This window comes from Agathobaculum sp. NTUH-O15-33 (assembly GCF_033193315.1).
GTDB lineage: Bacteria > Bacillota > Clostridia > Oscillospirales > Butyricicoccaceae > Agathobaculum > Agathobaculum faecihominis_A.
Window position 1 is genome coordinate 146745 of sequence record NZ_CP136187.1, and the last position, 21405, is coordinate 168149.

Here is a 21405-nt window from a genome sequence, read left to right on the forward strand (position 1 = left end):
TTCACAGAAAAATAAAGAAAACATGCGGCGGCGGCCTATTTTAGCGATAAAGAAATGTGCATGGAGGTGTGAAAGTGAAAGCAAAGGAGAAAAAGAAATCGGGCGCGATACTTGCGGTATCAGCGGGGATTTTTGTGATCGCTTTGTCCATATCCAGCTTTTTTCTTTTGCAGATCATCGGCAGAATGAACCAAAGCGCCAATCAGAACCTTTTGACATCCAGCCGGGTCATCAGCGAGGGGCTGAACAATAAGATCACGCTTGATCGGGAGCTATTATCCGCGCTGACCGAGCTGCTGGCGCTGGAAGAGAATGGCGTGATTGAGGAGACCCTGCGGGAGTATGCGGATTCCACAGACTTTTTCCGGTTTGCTTATATTGATATGGAAGGCGAGGGCGTGGACAGCGAAGGCAACGCCGTTTATGCCTCGGATCTTCCGTTTGACGAAATCGCGCTTTCCAAGGGGACGGACGGCATGTCGGCGCCCTATCATGGCGCCAGCGGACGGATTCATATCACGTATCAGTCGCCCGTTTTCAGAGAGGGCAAACAGATAGGCGCGGTATACGCGGACCGGATTATTGATGATTATAACCTGCCTACGCTGTTTACCTTCCATAACGGGGCGGGCTCCGCTTATGTGGTGGACGGCAATGGGGATTTTATTATCAAATCACGGGGGACCGCGTCGGAAACGGATGTTTACAGCTATCTGGCAAAGCAGAAAAACGGCGCGGCCATACAGGATACGCTTCGCCGCGTGATTCAGGAAGGAAAGAGCGGAACGCTTGTCGTGACCAATGAGGCGCAGCCATCTCTGCTGGGCTTTCTTCCTGTGGAATCGCCGCAGGGCTGCTACTTGATCACCGTCGTCCCCCGCGCGGTTCTGCAGCAAGAGGCAAAGCCGATCATTATCATGCTTTGCACGATGTTTGCGCTGTTGCTGCTTGGCGGGCTCTCCGTCGCCACGCTGTTTGCGGGAAGGCAATCGATGAAGGCGGATGTGCGGCAAAAAGAGTATCGGGAAAAACTGTTTGGAAACCTTTCTGCGAATATCGATTTCGCGTTTCTCCTTTATACCCCGGCGGGACATAAGGTAGAGCTGGTTTCGGACAATCTATCGGGCCTGCTGGGCATCACCCCGGAGCAAGCACAGGAAAAGCCGGAGCGGATATTTGACGCCAGCGGATTGCCGCAAGGGGACGCCGACAGAAGCAGCTTTTTCAACGGAACGCTGAAAGAACAGACCACCAGAGAATCGATGGTGGGGGTCGGCCCGAACGAAGTGAAGCGCTGGATCGCGGTGCATCTGATTCCTGCGGATTACGGCCAATATCTCGCGGTGTTCCATGAAACGACCGAGGAACATAACATGCGTGAGCAACTGGCGGACGCCCTGACGCAGGCACAGAACAGCAACCGCGCTCGGTCGGCTTTCTTCTCATCGATGTCTCACGATATCAGAACGCCGATGAACGGCATTGTCGGCATGACGAACATAGCGCTTAACAATCTGGACGACCGCGAAAAGGTCGAATCCTGCCTGAACAAGATCACGGGCGCTTCGGGGCATTTGCTGGAGCTGATCAACGAAGTGCTGGATATGTCCCGAATCGAAAGCGGACGGATCAGTCTGAAGGAAGAAACCGTGCACCTGCCTAGTCTGATCGCCAATCTTCTTTCCTTCCTGAAACCGGATATGGATAAAAAGAACCAGAGCCTTTTGATGAAATCACAGATATTAGAGCATGACACCGTAATCAGCGACGGGCTGCATTTGCAGAAAATATTGCTCAATCTGCTGTCCAACGCGGCAAAATATACGCAAGCGGGCGGCGACATCAGTTTGCAGATCACAGAAACGCCGGTGGACGCGGAAACAATACGGATGAGCTTTGTGGTAGAAGACAACGGTATCGGTATGAGCCCCGCGTTCCTAAAACGGATATTCAAGCCCTTTGAACGGGCGGAGGACAGCCGCATGAGCCAGATCACCGGCACGGGGCTGGGGCTTGCCATTACAAAGAGCATTGTGGACATGATGGGCGGAGACATCCGTGTACAAAGCCGGGAATACGAGGGATCGTGCTTTACCGTGGATATCCCGCTGAAATTGCCGGCGCAGCAGGCGCGGGAATACCCGGACCTAGCCGGTTATACGGCGCTGATCGTAGATGATGATCAGGACGCGTGTGAAAGCATTAGCCTGATCTTGCAGGAAACGGGCATTCGCGCAAACTGGGTTACAAATGGACCGGAGGCGGTGGAACAGCTCTGGAACGCCCATGTGAGGAAGGATGATTACTACGTTGTCATTCTGGACTGGAAAATGCCTGAAATGGACGGGCTGGAAACGGCGAGACAGATCAGAAAGCGGCTGGGCAGCGAAGTGCCGATCCTCCTGCTGTCCGCATATGATTGGGAAAGCGTGAAGGATGAGGCGGTCCGCGCGGGCATTAACGGTTTTCTGACGAAACCGATCTTCAAATCCGGCCTTTTGGAGAAGCTGAGATATTACATCCGGGGCGAAAAAAGCAAAACAGAAGCGCTGGGAACGGAACAAAGCTTGAGCCTAGAAGGCGTTAGAATTCTGGCGGCGGAAGATAACGAACTGAACCGCGAGATCATTATAGAGCTTCTGGAAAGCAGCGGCGCGTTGGTAGACAGTGCTAGGAACGGCCAACAAGCATTGGATCGCTACTTAAACAGCAGTCCGGGGCATTACCAGCTGATCCTGATGGACGTCCATATGCCGGAAATGGATGGATTGGAAGCGACGCGGGCGATCAGAGGCTCCGGCAGGCCGGATGCCGCTACGATCCCGGTGATCGCCATGACCGCGGATGTATTTAAGGAAGATATCCGCAAATGCAAAGACGCGGGCATGAACGCGCATATCGGAAAACCATTGGAGATCGATAAGCTATACGCCACACTCCGTCGGTTTTTAAATAACGATCAGGAAAAGGCGGGGATGTGATGGGGCGAAGTTTTTTAAAAGGCGGCGTGCTGCTCGGCGCGCTTCTGGCGTTGCTGCTGCTGGGAACCGGCTGCGGCAATGGGCAGTCTGCCCCGGAATTATATCTGGATGAAAGCATCCCGGAAACGCCGATAAAGATTTTTACGCAGAATCAAACCGTTTCCAAAGCGATAGAAGCGTGCTGCAAAAACGTGCTCAATCAAGATAAGAGCACCAACATCGTGGTGTACAGTGATTCCGCCAGTTTTTACGCGGACGAAGGCTTGTCATACCGCGAGCTGCTGCTAAAACGGTTGGCTTCGGGAACCGCTGATGATCTGTATTTGATCCCTGCGGAAGATGTGTTGGAGTTTGATGAGAAAGGATATATTTATGATATGTCCAATCTGAACTGTACGGCCAACCTATCGCAGGATGCATTGATACAGAGCACATATAACGGAAAGGTGTTTTCTGTTCCGCTGACCTATACCTGCTTTGGCTTTGTATGGAATGTGGATATGCTCAAAAAATACGGGTTGGAGGTGCCGGAAAACCTAGCTGAGTTTTTGCATGTTTGTGAGACATTAAAGGAAAACGGCGTGTTGCCCTACGGCGCCAATAAAGACTTTTCGCTGACGGTTCCCGTCATGTGCGCGGGCCTCTATGATATTTACCAAGGCGAAAACACGGAGCAAACGCTTGCATTGCTGTCCGATGGTACGGTATCGATCAGTGAATATATGGAAAAGGGTTTCTCGTTCCTTCAGATGCTGATCGACAATGGCTATATGGACCCGGAAGCCGCGCTCGGCACGTTGCCGTCCAGCAAGGAAGAAAAGGCGTTCTTTCAAGAAGAAAACTGCGCGTTTATCTGCGCCATCTATCGCGGACAGACCTTTGAAGATTACCCGTTTGAAATTGAGATGACGCCCCTGCCTATATTGGAAAACGGCTCCATTTGCGTGGTGGGCGCGGATCAAAGATTGGCGATTAATCCGGGCTCCGAACATTTGGACGCGGCCATAGCGATCGTGGAAGCGCTAGGAGAAACGGCAACCCTCGATTCCTTTGCGGAACATCTGGGAAAGATATCTTCCTCCCAAAATGCCACGGCGCCGAATATCACCCAGTCCAAGTCGATCATCGCATGTGTGTCGCAGGGCGGTCAGATACCCAATCAGGATTTTCGCTTACACTTCAATGTCTGGAATACGGTGCGGGAGCTGAGCCAGCGGCTCTGTCAGGGCGCAAGCGTTGCGGAAGTAACAGCAGAATATGACGCCAGACAGAAGCAAGAGGTTTCCCTGTATGGGGAACATTAAATAGGCAAAAAGGGGCTGTAAAAAAACTGTTGCAAAATCCAAATGTCATTCTGAACGAAGTGAAGAATCTCGCGCGAACGCGCGTTCCCAGCGTAAATTTCGCGCGTTCGCGCGAGATTCTTCGCTTTGCAACAGTTCTCTATACATTTGTAAGAACTTATTTTACAGCCCCTTTGCTTTTTTTGCATATTGACAAGTCCCTGCGAATACAGTATATTAGAAATATCTTAATTACTTAATTATTCGGAGGTAGTATGGGCAGAGCATTGAAGATTGCCCGCGTTGGCGGGGATTGTGTGGCGTGCGGAAGCTGCGTGGGGGCTTGTCCGATGGGCGCTATCCGCATTGCATCGGGCGTGATCGCTCAAATTGACGGAGAAAAGTGTGTCGGCTGCGGTAAATGCGCCAAGATTTGTCCCGCTGCCGTCATAACAGTCGTGGAGCGGAGGGCAGCGGAATGAAAAAGCGTTGGTACGAGTTTTTATGGATCGCAGAGCTATTATATTGGGTGCTGGGCCTGTGCAATATTCTTTTCGCGTGGCTGGGCGTTATATTTTTCGCCGTTCCGCTGCTGATCGCCATCATTGGCGGCAACAAAGCATATTGTAACCGGTTTTGCGGCCGCGGTCAGTTGCTGGGGTTGCTGGGCGGAAAATTAAAGCTGTCGCGGAACGCGCCGCCGCCCCGTTTTTTGCGCAGCAAATGGTTCCGGTACGGCTTTCTGGCTTTCTTTATGACCATGTTCGGCCTGATGCTTTTCAGCACCTATAAGGTTTTCACCGGCGCGCCGCTGCGGGAGGCGGTTACGCTTTTGTGGGTATTCAAGCTGCCGTGGCAGTGGGCCGAGGTCGGCATGGTAGCGCCGTGGATGGCGCAGTTCGCCTTTGGCTTTTTCGGCGTTATGATGACCTCAACGGTGCTGGGGCTTGTGACCATGGTGCTGTTCCGGCCGCGTTCTTGGTGCGTGTATTGCCCCATGGGAACGATGACGCAGGGAATTTGTAAAATAAAACAAAAGAAAGGATGCGGCAGTTGTGGAGGAGCAGGCCAAGAAGATCGCGGAATTACTTAAAACACTGGCAAACGAACACCGGTTGCTCATTCTGTGCGCGCTGATGAAGGGGCCGCTTACCGTGGGCGAGATCCATAAGTTTACGCCGCATATCACAGCCTCAGCGCTGTCGCAGCATTTGGCCCAACTGCGCGCAGCAGGCATTCTGGATTCGGAAAAACAGGGCATGAACGTTCTGTACAGAATACAGGATCAACGTGTGGTGGCCTTGATTACCCTAATCAAGGAGCATTATTGTTCGGGATAAATAGAATATTTGCCATATGGTATATGGATATGCCTAGGAGTAAGGCAGAAAGGAATAGACTGTCATGATGTATTTAGCATGGTGTAGTCTATATAACCATACGCTTTTTAAACTCAGCAAGTTGTCTTTGGAAGAAGAGACGCTCAGCAAATTGCATATAGAAGAAATTGATATTGACAAATAGTAAGACATCAGGTATTCTATAGAAAAGGGCAGACGTACTATAGAGTGGGAATCATCTTTGACATCAAAACAAATAGAGGTGATTAGACATAAGATATTTTAATTTTAAAGATATGATGGCCTTCGGCATGTTTATTTTAGCATTGCTGACATTTATCTATTTAATTTGCCACTAGTGATATAGAAAAACCACCCTTTACCTCTGGAAAGCAGTAGGGTGGAATTTCTATATAGGCATCCCACCCGATAGGCGGCTGCTCTTTTGAATTTATATTATAGCATTTTCTATCTTTCAATTCAAGATTGATTTTGCTATAATGTAGCTGTCAGGATAAACCTGTGGATTGAAATAGCAAATTGCCAATGGATAAGAGGATGCTGTCTTATTTTAAATAGGACAGCCTCTTCTTTATTATTTTGTCAATAGCCTGATTTGCGGGCACATGTAATTGCTGCTTCATCAGCTTTTGTTGGAACGTGATATTGAATGAACACCACAGGCCGGTTTCTTGGGCGATCGTCCAGAAACCGGCCTGCCTTTTTGTCAAATAAAATCAGCGCGGCGCGGTCAATCGTCGTGCTCGTCGGGAATGAGAATATCCTTTGCCCCCGCCACGCCTAATTGAAGCAGGTACGCCACGCCCGAACGGAGTTCGTGGAGCATGAGCGTTTCCAGCCGGGAGGAGAACCGCGCGATATCCTGCTGATCCAGACATTCGATGAAGCATTCCATAGAGGGTTTGTATACATTACGAATGGATTCCGGCTGGTCGTACATGTTGCGGAACGCGTGCGCCCAGAAAAATTGACGCAGCAGCTCCGTGTATACCTGCCGTATGGTTTGATAGGGGGAAAACTTTGTGATCAGCTTGATGATGCTATAGGAAGTGACGTCGTACCGCTGCTGCTGGGATATTTCGCATAGACGCTTCTTCCACTGCTGCATTTCAGAAGGAGTCAGTGAAGCGAGCGTCACGCGGGAGACATCCTTGCAGGACAACGCTAAAAATTGCAGGCCTTGTATGGTGTCTAAAAGACGCTGCTGCAATGTGGGAAGCGAAAAATCGCAGTTTTGGCTGACCTGATCAAACGGCACGATCCTTGTGCCAATTTTCGGCGTCGCATGGATTGCGCCGATGCTGCTGAGCAAAGCCAACGCCCGGCGCACCGTGCTGATGGAAACGTTCTTGATCTTGGCTAACTGCTCCAAGGTGGGCAGCAGCGTTCCGGCGGGATAGAGGCCATTGTTAATTTCGATCAATAGCTCCATGGCAAGCGAATAGCGAAGCTGCGACGGCTTCCGATAGGAGCTCCAGCAAAACGCGATCTCCTCGCCAGACGACTGGGCGGGGATATCCTCCCTGAGAAAACAGCATAGGGCGGAGGAAAGCGCATCTTGAAAGCGGCTTGTGATATCATGAAGAGCCGCCCAGTCCTGCCGGCGGCAGTAACGCACCACTTGGGGCACATATTCGGTGGAACCTTGAAGTCGCCGCATCTCCGCCGGCAAGCTGAAAAAGGGCGCCTGATAAAACATGTAGATCTGCCATACCAGACGCATGAGCAGCCCGTTTCCCAGCGGGGCGTACTGCTGCTTTAAATGATGCAGCATGGCGGTGGGCGCGGGAGCGTCCGTTGCAGCAAGCTGCTCCATATCATCGAGTATTTCCGGGTGCGCGTGCTTAAGGCCGATGCGCTGCGCGCCGCCGAAAAGCGGCACCATGGATTCGCTCAGATCGATCAGCGCGCTGCGTCGCGGCGCGAAATAGGAGCGTATATGCGCTATCGTTTGCGGTTCCTGATATTTCACCTGCACGATCGCGCCTACATTTTTGGAAAGCGAAATATACCCCTCCTGCTTGAGTCGGCGATAGGCGGCGCGCACGGTGTCGAGTGAAACAAGAAATTGCTTGCTTGCGACATCCATCGCGGGTAGATTTTCCTTAAACTGATATGTTCCAAATTGTATCTGCGTCAACAAAACATTGTAGACCGCTTGCTGCAGCTCCGTCGTATGATCCATTGCCGGTACCTCCCCCTCGCTGTGTCTGTACTGCAATAAAAGCTGTTCCTATTATATCACTTAACTTTCAAATCTTCTACATTTTACGCTATTTGTTGCCATTCTTCCGGTTGTTTGCTATGCTGATAAATAAGTATGGACGTGAGCATATTTGGCTTTTGGCAAAGACCTGCCCCATGCGCGCAATGTCATTTAGTTAAGGAATTTTTATAAGTTTGTCATCCTGAGCGAAGCGAAGGATCTCGCGCGAACGCGCGAGATTCGCTCTCATTCGATCGCCGCCCGGCGGCGAAATGAGGATAGAGGACTACGGTCTCGCCACTCTGTTCCTCAGAATGACAATCGGGTAAAGCTTATCTTAATGACATTGGGCGCGACGCCCTTGTTTTTCCTATGCGTTTCCCTTAACTAAAGGACATTGGATCGCAACAGGCACGTTTTTACAGGGCCGTTTTACCGTTGAAGGAGCGGCGCGGTTTGTGATAAGATAATAAAAAACCAAAAGAGAGGAAGGGCCGTTTATGAAGCGATTGGAACGTGCCTTTCTTCTGTTTTTTTGTCTGGCCGGCTTGCTGTCGGTTCGGGCGGCGGCTTGGGGTCCGCCGAAGGTCATGGATTGGGAGGACTTTTACGCGCTGTATCAAACGGCGGGCAGCGCGGATTCCGAAACGCACGATCTGTATTTAATGGGCAATGTAAAGCTGTCCGGCGGCGTGTATGAGCTTGGGCCGACCGATACCGCCGTGCGGATCATTGCGACGGAGCCGTACAGCTTTGTGGCGGCGGGGGATGCCACGTTGACACTTAACAATCCAAACCTTACCGTTTATGCAGAGAACCATTCGATGGGGCCGTTTATCATCAGCGGCGGCTGCCTGAATCTGCGCGCCGGTACCATACAAACGGTGAATTGTCCCGCCATTCTGCTGATGAGCGACGGCACGCATCTTCTCACCGGCGAGAGGGAACAGTTTTACATCGATGCGACGTATGACGGCGTACCGGCAGGGGGCGGCGTCCGCGCCGGTATTCTCTGCGGCGCTATATGGAATGCGCCGCTCCGGCTGCGTCAGGTGGATTTGACCGTGCGCGGCGGGGACGCCGCGGTCTATTGCGGCAACGATGTGGATCTGTATGACTGCAACATCCGCTTGGAAGGCGAGGCCGATGCGCCGGCCATCCTGTTTTCGGCCGGGAATTGCGTCTTGACGGTGGACGAGCTGTCGACCGTGTACCCGGCGGAGGACGCGGGGCCCGGTCCGCCCGAGCCGCAAAAAGAATACATTGTATCCGGCTACTATGCCGACCCGTGGACGGAGCTGGTGAAAGAGATCGAGTGCTTGTCCGGCGTTCGCCCCGGCAGCCTGTCGCTCGCGGCGGCGACCGAGGTGCTTTATGATATGGAAGATTCCTATGGCTCGGTCGCGGACGTGCCCATTCACTGGGATTTGTCGGCGTTGCCCGATCCGCTGACCAAGGGCGCTTATACGGTCTATGGCGATTTTGACGGCGACGTATTGGCGGCGAACCATATCGTCAATGCGCGAAACATCCGGGCGGAGGTAGCGGTCCGCGTGCTGGAGCCTGTTCCGTATGAGGAGCTAAAGGTCAGCGTAAAACCGCTGGGCAACGGCGTTTACATGGTTGCTTACGATCATTTGCCCGACCTGACCGGCGCGACGGCGATCTGTGCGGAGTTCCGTACCGAAGGCGGCGCGTGGTTCCGGGGCAAGGTGGCGACCACGGGGCCTGCCGCGGAGCCCCCCGCATACAGCGAAAACCTGCTGGAAGGATATCTGTTTGATGTGGGACAGCCGCCCTTCACGGTCCGGCTGGAGATTGACAAAGCCTTTGATACCCGTCTGGTCATCGAGGGCACGGCCTATGCCGGGGCCACCAATATCGTAAAGGTGGGCAGCGGGGAAGAATCCGATGGGACCGATAATGGCGGCGACCATGGCGGCGGCGGGCAGGGCGCGCACGACCGCTACGGCAAAACAGAGACCGAAAAAACGCCTGCTCCAGCGCCCGAACCGGTACCGGAACCCGCGCCGAAGACTGATTCGGCTGGCGAGCCGCCTGCCGCCGGCGAAAAGGAATCGCCTTTGCCCGCGGCGGCGCTCCAACCCGAAGAACCGGCAAAACCGTCCGTGCAAACGATTCCCATACCGGAGGCAGTCTCTTCGATGGGGCGGGCGATTTTCGCCGCCGCCGCGCCCGCTCCGATGCCTGCCGACGAGTCCGCGCCGGAGAACCGCGCGGAGCACGAGGCGCACATGGAGCCAACAGGAGCGGCGCTCACGCCGCAGGTCGCGGCCGCGCCCGCATCGGAAGCGGAGGAAGCGCCGCCCGCCCGTGTGCCCGGCTTCGCCACGGCCACGCTTGCCACCAGCGCGGTGATCCTAGGCGGCGCGGCATGGTTCCGCCGCCGCAAAAAGTAAAACAAACGATTCCAAGGGCGCGTTGCAAAACAAAAGAAATTCCGTATGTCATTCTGAACGAAGTGAAGAATCTCGCGCGAACGCGCGGAATGAACGTGGAAGCCGCGCGTTCGCGCGAGATTCTGCGTCGCTTCGCTCCTCAGAATGACAAGAATTTGGAACATTCTTTTATTTTGCAACGCGCCCTTCAGCGTGTCAAAGACCCCCTCGCGCCGCAGCCGGAATTCTCGATCGAAATGGAGCTTTGTTTCGATCGACAGGCTGTCAAAAATAGTTTTTTGACAGCCTAAAGCGCCTCTCTCCTTTGGGAGAGGGGCGCTTTTTTGTCCGCCGCGCGGTGTTCGTACCGTATATGATACGTTGGTGCAAAACGGCCGCTTTCCTGCGCATGACTTGCTATAATGGTGACACCCAAACGATCAAATCTCCTGAAAAAGCCGTCGAATGTCCCCCGAAAACGCGGGCGATTTTGATCCGTGATAGGATAAGATGGGGAAAGGAGGGGTGGAAATGCTGCGCATTGCGATCTGCGACGATCAACCGTCGGAGCGGGAGCTGCTATCCCGCTTTTTGCGCGCTTATTTTGCCGCCCACCCCTACGAATATATCTTAACGGAATACGCTCGGGGCGAAACTTTGGTGGATGATTATGAGGACGGGCTGGTCAGCTTTGACCTGATCTTTCTGGATATCTATATGGACGGCATGCTGGGCATGGAGGCCGCACGCGGCGTGCGCCGCTTCGCGCCGCGCGTGCCCATCGTTTTTTTGACCACCACGCCCGATTATGCGCTGGAAAGCTATGATGTGTGCGCTTACAGCTACCTGATCAAGCCGCTGAATGGGGATAAAGCGGCGGCGCTTCTGGCCCGCTTTCTGCGAGAGGAGTTCGACGGACGCCAAAAGACCCTGCTGCTGCGGGAGGGCGGCAAGGGCCGCCGCATTGCTTACCGGGAGATCGAGTACATAGAAAGCCGGCGCAACGTGCTGTTGGTCCATCTGGATAACGGCGAGGAGCACCGGGTCTACGCCAAACTCAGCGATGTGGAGCGGGAGCTGGAAGGTCACGGCTTTCTCCGCTGCCACCAGAGCTATATCGTCAATATGGACCGGGTGCGCACCGTGGAGGACGATTTTCTGATGCTCTCCGGGGCCCGCATCCCCATTCGTCAGCGCGGGGCCAAAACCATACGCGCGGACTACTTTGAATACCTGCTGGCGCAAGCCGAGCTGACGCGCATTTGAATGAAAGGGGGCCCCTTACTATGTTGGGCGTTGCCGCTGCTTCCATAGTGGGGCTTGCCATGATCTGTTTTTCCATTGGCATGGCGCATATTTTCTACCGCTCCAAGCGGGGCCGGTGGCAAACGGTCTGCGCTTGGACGGCCTGCACGCTGCTCATCATTGTGTTGGGCGAGCTGCTGCGTCCGGTCATAGGCAACTGTTCCGGGCAGTTTACCGGGTTTTTGGCGGTGTTCGTCTATCTTTACCTGTTTGATGTGCCGGTAAGGCAGAGCTTTTTTACCTATTTCTTTGTGGACACCTCGATGTATCTCACCGCGGTGACGGCGCGCTACACCGTGCTGCTGGTTTACGGCTTTTTTCCGGTGTTCAACCCGCGCGCGGCCTTTGTGGCGCTGTATTTTGTGCTCACCGCCGCCTATGTGTATCTGTTTTTTCGCTTTTTGCGCGATCCGATGGTCGAACGGCTGCGCCAGTTCGGCCCGCATTTGAACAGCCTTACCATTTTTGCGCTGGTCGGTTATGTGCTGATGCTGCTTTGGTTCGACGCATGGCGGGTGCGCGACACGCTGCCGCCGGGCGACTATCTGCGGCTGATTCTGTATGTGGTATTGCTGGCCTGCGGTTATTATTTATCCTTTTTTACCATGATGACGATCAAGGAAAACGCGCTGGCCCATGCGCAGGTGCAGGAGCTGACCACCCAAATGCGCCAATCCGAGCAGTATTATACAACGTTGACCCGGCACATACAGGAGGTCCGCCAGATGCAGCACGATATCCGCCATCATATGCGCGTGCTGGACGGCTATGCGCGAAACGGCGATTATGCCTTGCTGCGCGACTATCTGGCCGCGCTGATCGAGCAAACGCCGGATACGAAAAATGTGCTGTATTGCGCCAATTACACGGCCAATATCCTGCTTGGGTTTTACGGCGGGCAAGCCCGGCGCGAGGGAATCGACTTTCGCTGCGACGCGCAGATCCCGGTGGATCTCTCGTGCTCCCCGGTCGATCTTTGCACGGTGCTCGGCAATGCGCTGCAAAACGCGCTGGACGCCTGCGCGCGGCAGCGGCCGGGGCAGGCGCGCTATATCGCGCTGTTCGCCCGGTATGCGGGACGGAATCTGACGCTGGAGATCAAAAACAGCTACGACGGCGTGGTAAAGGAAGCGGATGGGCGGCTGCTCAGCCGGAAGGGGGAGCCGGGCCATGGCTTGGGCCTTGCGGGAATCGGCCGCGTCGCGCACCAATATCACGGCTATTGCAGCGTGTCCAGAAGCGAAGGGGAATTCATCCTTAAGGTGGTTCTTGCCCTGAAAAACTAAGCATTTCGCACCTACGCACGGGATCGTCCCGTGCGCGGGCGCGTTGTCATTTGTCCCCGGAAAGCCGTCGATCGTCCTCTTGCGGGCGGGAACGGCGGACGGGGTGGTATGGTAGAAGTGAAAATAAAGGATGAAATAGGGGCCATAGCCTTACCAATACAAAAAAGGAGGGACGCGCGTCTATGGACGAGAAAACAGCCCACGGCGGGGTGATCGGCGTGACGGACGAGGGCTACCCCATCGTGACCGAGGATTACGGCTGCCCGCACTGGGTCGGATCGGGTGGTCCGCTGGCCAATGTGCGCGAGTGCTGGTACTGCAAATACGCGGATTTCCGCAAATCCACAGAGCTCCATATGCGCAGCAGTATCTGCCGCTGCATGGAAAACCGGGTGGACATCAAATTTGGTTTTACCAAAAATGAAACGTAACAGGAGGAACCGAACGATGACCGTTTTTGTCTTACTAGCAACGGGGAAATAAAAAGGGTCTGTCTCGACTTCCCGTGCCGGCTGTGCTAAAATAGTGGCATGATGGACGGCGAAAGAAGGGAGACCGCGCGCATGTTTTTTACGCCTATCGACTATGAACGCTGGGAGCGCAAGGAATACCTGAAATACTTTCAAGAAACAGCGATCTATATCACGGCCGATGTGGATATCACGGCGCTATATGGACAAATCAAGCGGCGCGGCCTGCGGTTGTACCCCGCGCTGGTCTACTGCGCGGCAAGGGTGATCAATCAGGATCAGGCGTTCCGCTATGCCCGTGACGCGCAAGGGAACATTGGTCTATGGGATGTGGTGTACCCGTACTATACCGTGCCGCGGCTGGACGACAACGCGCTGTTCTCCATGAAATGTACCGCGTACACCGCCGATTTTGCGGCGTTTTATGAGGCGTTCACAGGGGACTACGCACAGGCGGAAACCAGCGGCAGGCTGCTTTGCGACCCCAAGCTGCCGGAGAATATCTGCGGTATCTCAATTACGCCGGAACTGAGCTTTACGGCCTTTAGCTTTGGCGGCAGCCCCAAAGAGGATTTTACGCCCTTCACGCTGTTCGGCAGGTTTCGGCGTGAAGGGGAACGCATTCTGCTGCCGGTCGCCGGGGAGTTTTCGCATGCCGTCAACGACGGCCTGCACATCAGCCGCTTTTTTCAGCAGCTGGAAGAGACGGGAAAGCTGCTTTTCAACGATGTATAGTGATATACGGCTTAAAAAAGAGGGGAAGGAAGCGATTGCTGCTTCCTTCCCCTCTTTTTTAGGTTGTAAAATTTATTGCGATATTGTCCATCGGCATAAGCTCGCGAGAAATGACAGTCACTTGATTAGGCGCTCCCGCAACAGGGTCGGCATATTCCATACTATACTTTTTGCCATCGATCAGAATACCGACGCGTTCCGTTTTGAGAAGCATGTTTCCCGGTTCCCTTTGCTGGGAATCTGGTTGCCACGAGCTTTTCATATAATAGTCTTTTCGGTCCGCATGCAGAAACGTTATATTTGTGTTGCTTATTCCGGCGCTCTCTATCAGCACATTGCCCAGAATAGCGCCAGACACAGCGGCGCGGCTTCCGTATAAGGATAAGCGAAGTTCTTTAGATATAGAGATGTCCATGGCGCTGATGTCGGCTAAAGTGCCCTTTAGGTTTAGCGTATCACTATGGAATCCATCAAGGTTTATTGTATCAGTACCGTTCAGCGTAGCGTGTCCGGCACTAATGTTTTTCAGATCGATCGTGCCAATGCCCACATCAGCAATAAGGTCGCGTACTACAAACTTGTGAGGAACCGTGATCACGATTTTATACGCTTGCTCATTCGTCTCATCCAATGAAAGGTGCTTGTTTTTAAGATCATCATGATAAAGCAGTGCTCCGTTTTCATAGGAAAAGGAAGCGTGGCCGATAAGCTCGGCACCTATTTGGATTTGCGGTGTTTCTCCGTATACAACGTTTAAATGTCCAACTGTGGCGAGGACTTCAATAGAAGTAATATCGTGCGCATCAGTTAAAATGGTTGTGGCAGATTGCATACTTTGAAGACGAGTGTCTGCGGGGGCTTTAAAATCGGCTGCATACGCCCCAATAAAAGAAAAACTGCACAGCACTAGCAGCGACAACATATAAGTTACGGCCGCTGTTGCTTTTGATGGTTTGTCAAAGTGCATAATTGCATCCAACCTTTCTTTTAACAACGCAGTGCTTTCGCTTAGCGTTACAGAGGCGATAGAATTTTTATAACCGCCCCCTGAATTTACCGCGTTTAGCAGAGTATCGCCATAGGCCCGCCGTTCTTGTAGGTCCAGCGGTCGTATCATTGCTTCATCACAGGATAGCTCACAAGCCTTATTGATTTCCCGACCCATGAGATAAACGATGGGATTAAACCAATGCAGGCAGATCGTAATCTGTATCAACCATTTATAAAACATATCATGCCGTTTGTAATGCGTCAGTTCATGCAAGATGGTATAGGTAAAATCCGAATCCGTCAGTTCGGTAGTCGGCAGTATGATGCGGGGGCGAAAAAAGCCTATCAGCAGCGGGGATGAAATAAGGCTGTTGGTGTAAAGCCCCACGGCACCCTTAATACCGGTTTGTTCAGCGAGTTTCCCTACACGCTCCCAAAGCGGGATATCCGAAACTTCCGTTTGCCCGGCCTTAAGGTATTTTACAAAGCTTTGATAGACGGTTATTTTTCGAATCAATAAACCGATTGCGGTAATCAACCAGATCAGCAAACAAATGCCTCCAATATTTTGCACCGCCTTATCAAACATGCCATGCAGCGGATGGCTTTCAGACGCTGTATGCTCGCCGTTATTGAAAAACGCAGTCTCAGATAATTGGGGAATGTCCGGATCCGGCTGGGAACTTGCGCTTATCTCGACCGACGCACGGTCAAACCCTTGAAACAGCGCGCCTGTAAGACTTGTGTTAGGCGTAAAGGGGAGCAGTAAGCGAGCAACGATGACCAACCAAATATAATACTGCCATCTTTTGCTCAACCTGTCTTTTACGAAAAACTTACAAAGGAATAAAATGAGGATCAGCAGAGTTCCAGAAAGCGATAGCGACAAAATCGTTTTTAGTATTTCGTTCATTCGGCTTTGCCGCCGCCTTTCCAATGTATCTTCAAGTCCTCATACTCACTGGCGGAAATCAAGTCTTTTTGTATAAGCGTGGATATTAGTTCTTTTGCGTCACCTTCGTATATTTTTTTAAGGAAGTTTTCCGTTTGCGCTGCCTGATACGCCGCTTCGGACACAAGGGCGGTATATTTATTGCGGCGGCCGATCTTATTTGTTTGTAAAAATTTCTTATCGATCAATCGTAAAAGCAGAGAAATGATTGTATTCTTTGTGGCAGACATATCTTTCTTCTCTAATTCCTCGACGATTTCTGCATAAAGGGCTGTGCCGCCGTTTGCCCAAATGGTTTTCATTAACTCCAATTCAAAGTCTGATACTTGTTGGACCATGTGGTTCCCCTCTCATAAGATTGCAAGGTGCAATCTATATTCAAGATAGCACCTTGCAATCAAAGTGTCAATAGTGTATCCCACAAAAAAGCGCCGCATACTCGTTCACACGACTATGCGGCGCTTTTCCATTCAGTTAGATCGAAATGAAACCGGTCACGCGAAGCAATTCGCCCGCGAGGATGCAGACGATCATGATCGGGGCGATCCAGCGGATCATGACCTCGAACAGGCGCTTGCGGTGGAAGACGAAGGTATGCTCGACTTCCTCCGAAACAATCTTGGTACCGGCCACATGGCCCACCAAAATACAGGTGAGGAAGGCGACGATCGGCATGAGCACCGAGTTGGAGATGAAATCGAAGAAATCAAGGAACGCCATGCCGAGGATTTGTACCGAGGCGAGCGGGCCATAGCCTAGGCAGGAAGGCACGCCCAGAACCAGAATGACCGCGGTGACCAGCATGGTCGCGGCGCGGCGGCCCCAGTGCAGCTTATCCCGCACGATGGAGACCACGGTCTCCATCAACGAAATGGACGAGGTGAGCGCCGCGAACAGCACCAGCAGGAAGAACGCGCAGCCCACCACGCGGCCCATCCACATGCGCTCGAACACCTTGGGCAGCGTGCCGAACATCAAACCGGGGCCCGCGTTGATTCCGGAGGGATCGCCGCCGTTGAAGGCGACGACGGCGGGTACGATCATCAGACCCGCGATAAAAGCGATCGCGGTATCGAAAATCTCGATCTGGCCAACCGAACGCTCCAAATTGCCCTGCTGCGTGTAGGAACCGTAGGTGATCATAATGCCCATGGCGAGCGACATGGAGTAGAACATCTGCCCCATGGCGGCCAGCACGGTGGTAAAGGAAAAGTCCGAAAAATCAGGCAGCAGGTAGAACTTTAAGCCCTCCATCGCGCCCGGCATGGTCAAGGAGAAGGCCGCTACGACAATGGACAGAAGCACCAAAACCGGCATAAGAAATTTGGATACTTTTTCAATGCCCTTTTCCACGCCCAACAGTACGACCACGGCGGTGAGCAGCACGTACAGAAGGAACCAGAACAGCGGCGTGGCTAACAGGCCGCTGCCTACAAAGCCGATAAAATTGCCGAAATAAGAATCGCCCGCAAGCGCGGCGCCGCCGCCGGATACATATTCAAAGAAATATTTCGCCACCCAGCCGCCGATGACACAGTAGTACGGCGTGATGATGACAGGCACCAGAGCGGCCAGCCAGCCGAGGAAGGAAAAACGCTTATCAAGCGCCTTGTACGCGCCGATGCAGCTCAACCCGGTGCGGCGGCCAATCGCAATCTCCGTGATCATCAGCGCAAAGCCGAAGGTAACGGCGAGGATCAGGTATACCAGCAGGAAAATGCCGCCGCCGTACTTGGCCGCCAGATAGGGAAAACGCCAGATATTGCCCAGCCCCACCGCCGAGCCCGCCGCGGCCAGCACAAAGCCGATGCGGCTGGAAAAACTACTTCTCTTTTTCTCCATGTTGCTTGAAAACTCCTTCTCATTTCTCTTTGTTCCGCCTTACCCCCGGCGGGTTCATTCCATCAGGTTAAAATCGCGCAGATAGCCGTATGCGTCCAGCAGATTGGAAAGATGATAGTCCGCCACGATATCCGCCTGACAGGGCGTCGCGCCTTCCGGCAGGGGCGTGGCTTCCACCCCTAATGTTTGCAGCCGCGCCGCGTTTTCCCACCCGATGCGGCCGGATTCATCCATCGCGCAAAGCGCGGTGAGCTCCTGCAGCATGGTCCCGGCGAGCTGCTCGCAGCCGCGCAGATAAACGGCCTGCCGGTCGTGGTCCGCGTGGCGGAACAGGTTTTGCTTTTCATAGATCGCAAGCTCGTCCCCGATGCGGCCAAGCTGCGCCTGCAGCGAGGAAAGATCGGGGTAGCCGCCTCTTGCCACGCGCGCGCCGATGTAATCGGGCAGCGTTTGCAAATAATGCATGAAAAGCTGGGCGATCTGCCGCCGGTTGTTGTAGGGCTTTACCGCGATATTGATGATAAGCGCCGTGCCCAGACCGATCGACGTGTCGAATAAGCGGTTTACGCCATACAGAAACGCGCCGTCCGCCGGTGATAGGCAGATCGAAACGAACACGATGCACGCGAGCGGCACGGCAAATTGCAGCTGTAGCCGCACGCACAGAAGGATCAGCGCGACAATGCCTACCGCAATGCCCACATACCGGTAACCGGGCAGCAGCGTGACGAACAGCCAGCCGAAGCCCGCGCCGAAAAAAATGCCTGCCAGCTGGGTCAGGCAGGACTGGACAGCGTCCCCAAGTGTGCGGTTCATCGCAACGATAGCGCCGATCGCGGCGAATATCGGCGCCGGGCTGCCGCGCAGATCGGCAAGCAGCAACGCAGTCGCAACCGCGGCCGCCGTTTTGACAGTCCGCAAACCGACGTGCGGCAGCAGCTTGCTCATATGGTATACGCCTCCACAAATAATATCGCTATTATACCACAGCGGCATGCGCAAATAAAGCTATAGCACCCGCTACGCGCCGCTGATGGTATAATGATTTAATAGGCGGTATAATAGCCGTTTCGCGGCTATTATACCATGGACGGGCCAATTCTACAACCCAAAAATAAATTTTCAGCTTTGCCACCCTGTAAAACAAGACGGTGGGGAAGGTTTTCGCTTCCTGTCCCAAGACGACTATTATACGCCTATAGATATAATTATACCATCAGCGGCGCTTAGGTGCGTTTTGACTCTTTGGAATTGCCTGTCGCTGTGGTATAATAGCAATAAACAGCTATATAACTAAGGAGCGTTAATAATGAAGCAATATAAATTCGGCGTCATCGGCGCGGGCAATATGGGAATGGCGATCACAGAGGGCGCGGTGCGCGCGGGCTTTTTTACGCCCCAGCAGGTGCTTCTGTTTAACCGCAGCGAGGAAAAACGGGCGAAAAACGCCGCCGCGGGCTACGCCGTGACCGGCGACTATACCGAGGTGTACCAGAACTGCGATACCGTCGTTTTGGGCGTCAAGCCGCAAAACTTTGACGAGCTTTTGCCGGTGCTGGCCGCCAATACGCCAGAGGAAAAGCCGCTGCTTCTGTCCATCGCGGCGGGCATGACCTTTGCAAAAATGGAAAAAGCGCTCGGCGCGGATACCGCGATCATCCGTATTATGCCCAATACGCCGCTGATGATCGGCGAGGGCGCGTCCGCATTGGTGAAAAACACGGCGGCAAAGGATGGTCAGTTGGATTTCGCGGTCCAGCTGTTCGGCACCATGGGCGTTACCGCCGTGTTTGCGGGCGAGCAAATGCTCAATGAAGTCATTCCATATAACGGCTCGTTCCCGGCCTATGTTTATGCCTTTGCGGACGCTATGGTGCAAAGCGCCGAGCAGCACGGCATCGGCGAGCGGCAGGCGCTCGAGCTGGTCTGTCAAACCATGATCGGTTCGGCCAAAATGCTGCTTGCGGGCGGCAAATCCCCGGCCGAGTTGATCCGCGCGGTCTGTTCGCCCGGCGGTACGACGCTGGAAGCCATGAATGTGATCGAAACGCGCGGCCTTGCCGGTATCCTTGCCGAAGCAAGCGATAAGTGCATCGCCCGCGCCTATGAATTGGGTAAATAAACGGAATCATACAGCGCCGCCTGCAATCGATTTATTGACTTTGCACGCCCTGTGTGGTAAAGTGATTGTATCCAGAATCATGAGAGGAAGTGGATACCGTGAAAAAATCGACGAAATTTAAAACAGGTATGCTTCTGATGAGCCTAGCGGTTGCGGCCGGCGCTACCACTGCGGCCATCTTATTACAAAAAAAGCGCGAAGAAGAAGTTTATCACGAGGCCGAACTGAAGGCGATGGATGAGCTGGAAGAAATGATGCGCGCCGAATCCGAATGCGATTCCTGCTCGTGCGCCGAAGAATGCGCCGCGGCGGATGCAGAATATCAGGACTCGTTCGATGAATCCGTGCCCGAAGAGGAGCCGGAGGAAGCGGAAGACGCCGAACCGGCGGACGATACGGACGAAGAGGCATAATCCAAACCAAATATCTGCGGGCGGAGAAGCCATTCTCCGCCTGTTGTTTTCTGCAAATGGAAGGAGCAACACGCTATGATCGAATACGAAGGCCGCGTTTTTCGGCCCCCGTCCGAGGCTTACAGCCTGATCGTGCAGGTCACGATCGGGTGCAGCCACAATAAATGCACATTTTGCGATATGTACAAGGAAAAGCAGTTCCGCGTGCGGAAGCTGGAGGAGGTCAAGCACGATTTTGATATCGCGCGCCGCCAGTACCGCCGCGTCGAGCGCATCTTTTTGGCCGACGGCGACGCGCTCATGTGCCGCCCCGCGCATCTGGCCGAGATCCTGCGCTATATCCGCGAGCTTTTCCCCGAATGCGAGCGCGTGACGAGCTATGGCTCGCCCGCGTCCATTCTGGTTAAGCAGCAGGCCGATCTTGATCTGCTGCACTCGCTCGGTCTGGACATGATCTATCTGGGTCTGGAATCCGGCTCGGACGAGGTGCTGCGCCGTATCAATAAGGGCGAAACCGCCGATGAGATCGTCCGCGCGGGGCTTATGGTCAAGCAAGCGGGCATGAAGCTATCCGTCACCTGCATCGCGGGCCTTGGCTCCAAGGAGCTTTCGGAAGAGCACGCCGTTCAAACCGCGCAGGCGCTTTCCCGGATGAAGCCGGAATACATCGGCCTGCTCACCCTATTGTTTGAACTGCCCACCCCGCTGATGCGCGACTGGCAGGAAGGACGCTTCTATCTGATGAACCCCATAGAGATCGCGGAGGAAACGCTTACGCTTTTGGAGCATATCGACGCCGAGGGCAGTGTGTTCCGCGCCAATCACGCCTCGAATTATGTCAATCTTGCGGGCACGCTCAACCGCGACCGCGAGGATATGTGCGGCCGCCTGCGGCAGGCGCTTGAGGGGAAGATCGGTTTCCGCAGCGAAGCGTACCGAGCAAGATAAATAAAATTTTGTGTAAAATTTTATGCAAAAACAATAGAATTATCGCCCTTAGGTGTTAATTCTGTGAAAGTTTCAAATTTTACGGGACAGACGCGCTTTTTTGTGGTATACT

The 21405-nt window shown here is 53.6% G+C and carries 19 protein-coding genes; 14 read left to right on the forward strand and 5 right to left on the reverse strand.

Going from position 1 to position 21405, the window contains the following annotated elements; all coding sequences use genetic code 11:
• The first annotated feature begins 74 nt into the window (after positions 1-74).
• From RWV98_RS00785 to RWV98_RS00805, 5 genes are all read left to right on the forward strand, one after another.
• Positions 75-2981 carry a response regulator gene (locus RWV98_RS00785; RefSeq protein ID WP_317863116.1) on the forward strand — a complete coding sequence of 969 codons (2907 nt, stop codon included), beginning with the start codon at positions 75-77 and terminating at the stop codon, positions 2979-2981.
• Positions 2981-4285, forward strand: coding sequence for an ABC transporter substrate-binding protein (locus RWV98_RS00790; protein ID WP_317863118.1), 1305 nt, complete (start codon positions 2981-2983; stop codon positions 4283-4285). Before RWV98_RS00785 ends, RWV98_RS00790 begins: the two co-directional genes overlap by 1 nt.
• A 254-nt stretch (positions 4286-4539) precedes the next feature.
• Positions 4540-4746 carry a 4Fe-4S dicluster domain-containing protein gene (locus RWV98_RS00795; protein WP_280963247.1) on the forward strand — a complete coding sequence of 69 codons (207 nt, stop codon included), beginning with the start codon at positions 4540-4542 and terminating at the stop codon, positions 4744-4746.
• A complete protein-coding gene (locus RWV98_RS00800) occupies positions 4743-5357 on the forward strand; it encodes a 4Fe-4S binding protein (RefSeq protein WP_317863121.1) in 615 nt (204 codons plus the stop codon). Before RWV98_RS00795 ends, RWV98_RS00800 begins: the two co-directional genes overlap by 4 nt.
• On the forward strand, positions 5320-5604 hold the full coding sequence (locus RWV98_RS00805; protein ID WP_317863123.1) for an ArsR/SmtB family transcription factor: 285 nt from the start codon (positions 5320-5322) through the stop codon (positions 5602-5604). Before RWV98_RS00800 ends, RWV98_RS00805 begins: the two co-directional genes overlap by 38 nt.
• A gap of 751 nt (positions 5605-6355) precedes the next feature.
• On the opposite strand, the gene RWV98_RS00810 is transcribed toward RWV98_RS00805, so the two are convergent.
• Complete coding sequence (locus RWV98_RS00810; RefSeq protein WP_317863124.1) at positions 6356-7810, reverse strand: GntR family transcriptional regulator; 1455 nt, start codon at positions 7808-7810, stop codon at positions 6356-6358.
• A 521-nt stretch (positions 7811-8331) separates the two neighbouring features.
• On the opposite strand from RWV98_RS00810, the gene RWV98_RS00815 reads away from it, so the two are divergent.
• The 6 genes from RWV98_RS00815 to RWV98_RS00840 all read left to right on the forward strand — a co-directional run bounded on the left by RWV98_RS00815 (position 8332) and on the right by RWV98_RS00840 (position 14026).
• On the forward strand, positions 8332-10251 hold the full coding sequence (locus RWV98_RS00815; protein ID WP_317863126.1) for a hypothetical protein: 1920 nt from the start codon (positions 8332-8334) through the stop codon (positions 10249-10251).
• The gene (locus RWV98_RS00820; protein ID WP_317863128.1) at positions 10227-10541 is read left to right on the forward strand and encodes a hypothetical protein; all 315 of its coding nucleotides are present in this window, start codon (positions 10227-10229) and stop codon (positions 10539-10541) included. The genes RWV98_RS00815 and RWV98_RS00820 overlap by 25 nt, the downstream gene beginning before the upstream one ends.
• A 220-nt stretch (positions 10542-10761) precedes the next feature.
• Positions 10762-11496 (forward strand): LytR/AlgR family response regulator transcription factor, encoded by a 735-nt coding sequence (locus RWV98_RS00825; RefSeq protein WP_317863129.1) that lies wholly within the window; start codon positions 10762-10764, stop codon positions 11494-11496.
• A gap of 20 nt (positions 11497-11516) precedes the next feature.
• Positions 11517-12821, forward strand: a complete 1305-nt coding sequence (locus RWV98_RS00830; RefSeq protein WP_317863131.1) for a sensor histidine kinase — start codon at positions 11517-11519, stop codon at positions 12819-12821.
• A 182-nt stretch (positions 12822-13003) separates the two neighbouring features.
• On the forward strand, positions 13004-13252 hold the full coding sequence (locus tag RWV98_RS00835) for a hypothetical protein (RefSeq protein ID WP_317863133.1): 249 nt from the start codon (positions 13004-13006) through the stop codon (positions 13250-13252).
• 132 nt (positions 13253-13384) lie between these two features.
• Entirely contained in the window at positions 13385-14026 is a 642-nt protein-coding gene (locus RWV98_RS00840) for a CatA-like O-acetyltransferase (RefSeq protein WP_317863135.1), read from the forward strand.
• A gap of 58 nt (positions 14027-14084) precedes the next feature.
• Here RWV98_RS00840 and RWV98_RS00845 read toward each other — a convergent pair whose 3' ends face one another.
• From RWV98_RS00845 to RWV98_RS00860, 4 genes are all read right to left on the reverse strand, one after another.
• On the reverse strand, positions 14085-15929 hold the full coding sequence (locus tag RWV98_RS00845; RefSeq protein ID WP_317863136.1) for a M56 family metallopeptidase: 1845 nt from the start codon (positions 15927-15929) through the stop codon (positions 14085-14087).
• Positions 15926-16306 (reverse strand): BlaI/MecI/CopY family transcriptional regulator, encoded by a 381-nt coding sequence (locus RWV98_RS00850; RefSeq protein WP_317863138.1) that lies wholly within the window; start codon positions 16304-16306, stop codon positions 15926-15928. The genes RWV98_RS00845 and RWV98_RS00850 overlap by 4 nt, the downstream gene beginning before the upstream one ends.
• A gap of 136 nt (positions 16307-16442) precedes the next feature.
• A complete protein-coding gene (locus RWV98_RS00855) occupies positions 16443-17810 on the reverse strand; it encodes a sodium-dependent transporter (protein ID WP_317863140.1) in 1368 nt (455 codons plus the stop codon).
• 54 nt (positions 17811-17864) lie between these two features.
• Entirely contained in the window at positions 17865-18758 is an 894-nt protein-coding gene (locus RWV98_RS00860; RefSeq protein ID WP_317863142.1) for an FUSC family protein, read from the reverse strand.
• Positions 18759-19119: 361 nt separating this feature from the next.
• On the opposite strand from RWV98_RS00860, the gene proC reads away from it, so the two are divergent.
• From proC to RWV98_RS00875, 3 genes are all read left to right on the forward strand, one after another.
• Entirely contained in the window at positions 19120-19932 is an 813-nt protein-coding gene (gene proC, locus RWV98_RS00865; RefSeq protein ID WP_317863144.1) for a pyrroline-5-carboxylate reductase, read from the forward strand.
• Positions 19933-20030: 98 nt separating this feature from the next.
• Positions 20031-20345, forward strand: coding sequence for a hypothetical protein (locus tag RWV98_RS00870; protein WP_317863145.1), 315 nt, complete (start codon positions 20031-20033; stop codon positions 20343-20345).
• Between the two features lie 75 nt (positions 20346-20420).
• Positions 20421-21293, forward strand: coding sequence for a radical SAM protein (locus tag RWV98_RS00875; protein WP_317863147.1), 873 nt, complete (start codon positions 20421-20423; stop codon positions 21291-21293).
• The last annotated feature ends 112 nt before the right edge of the window (positions 21294-21405 follow it).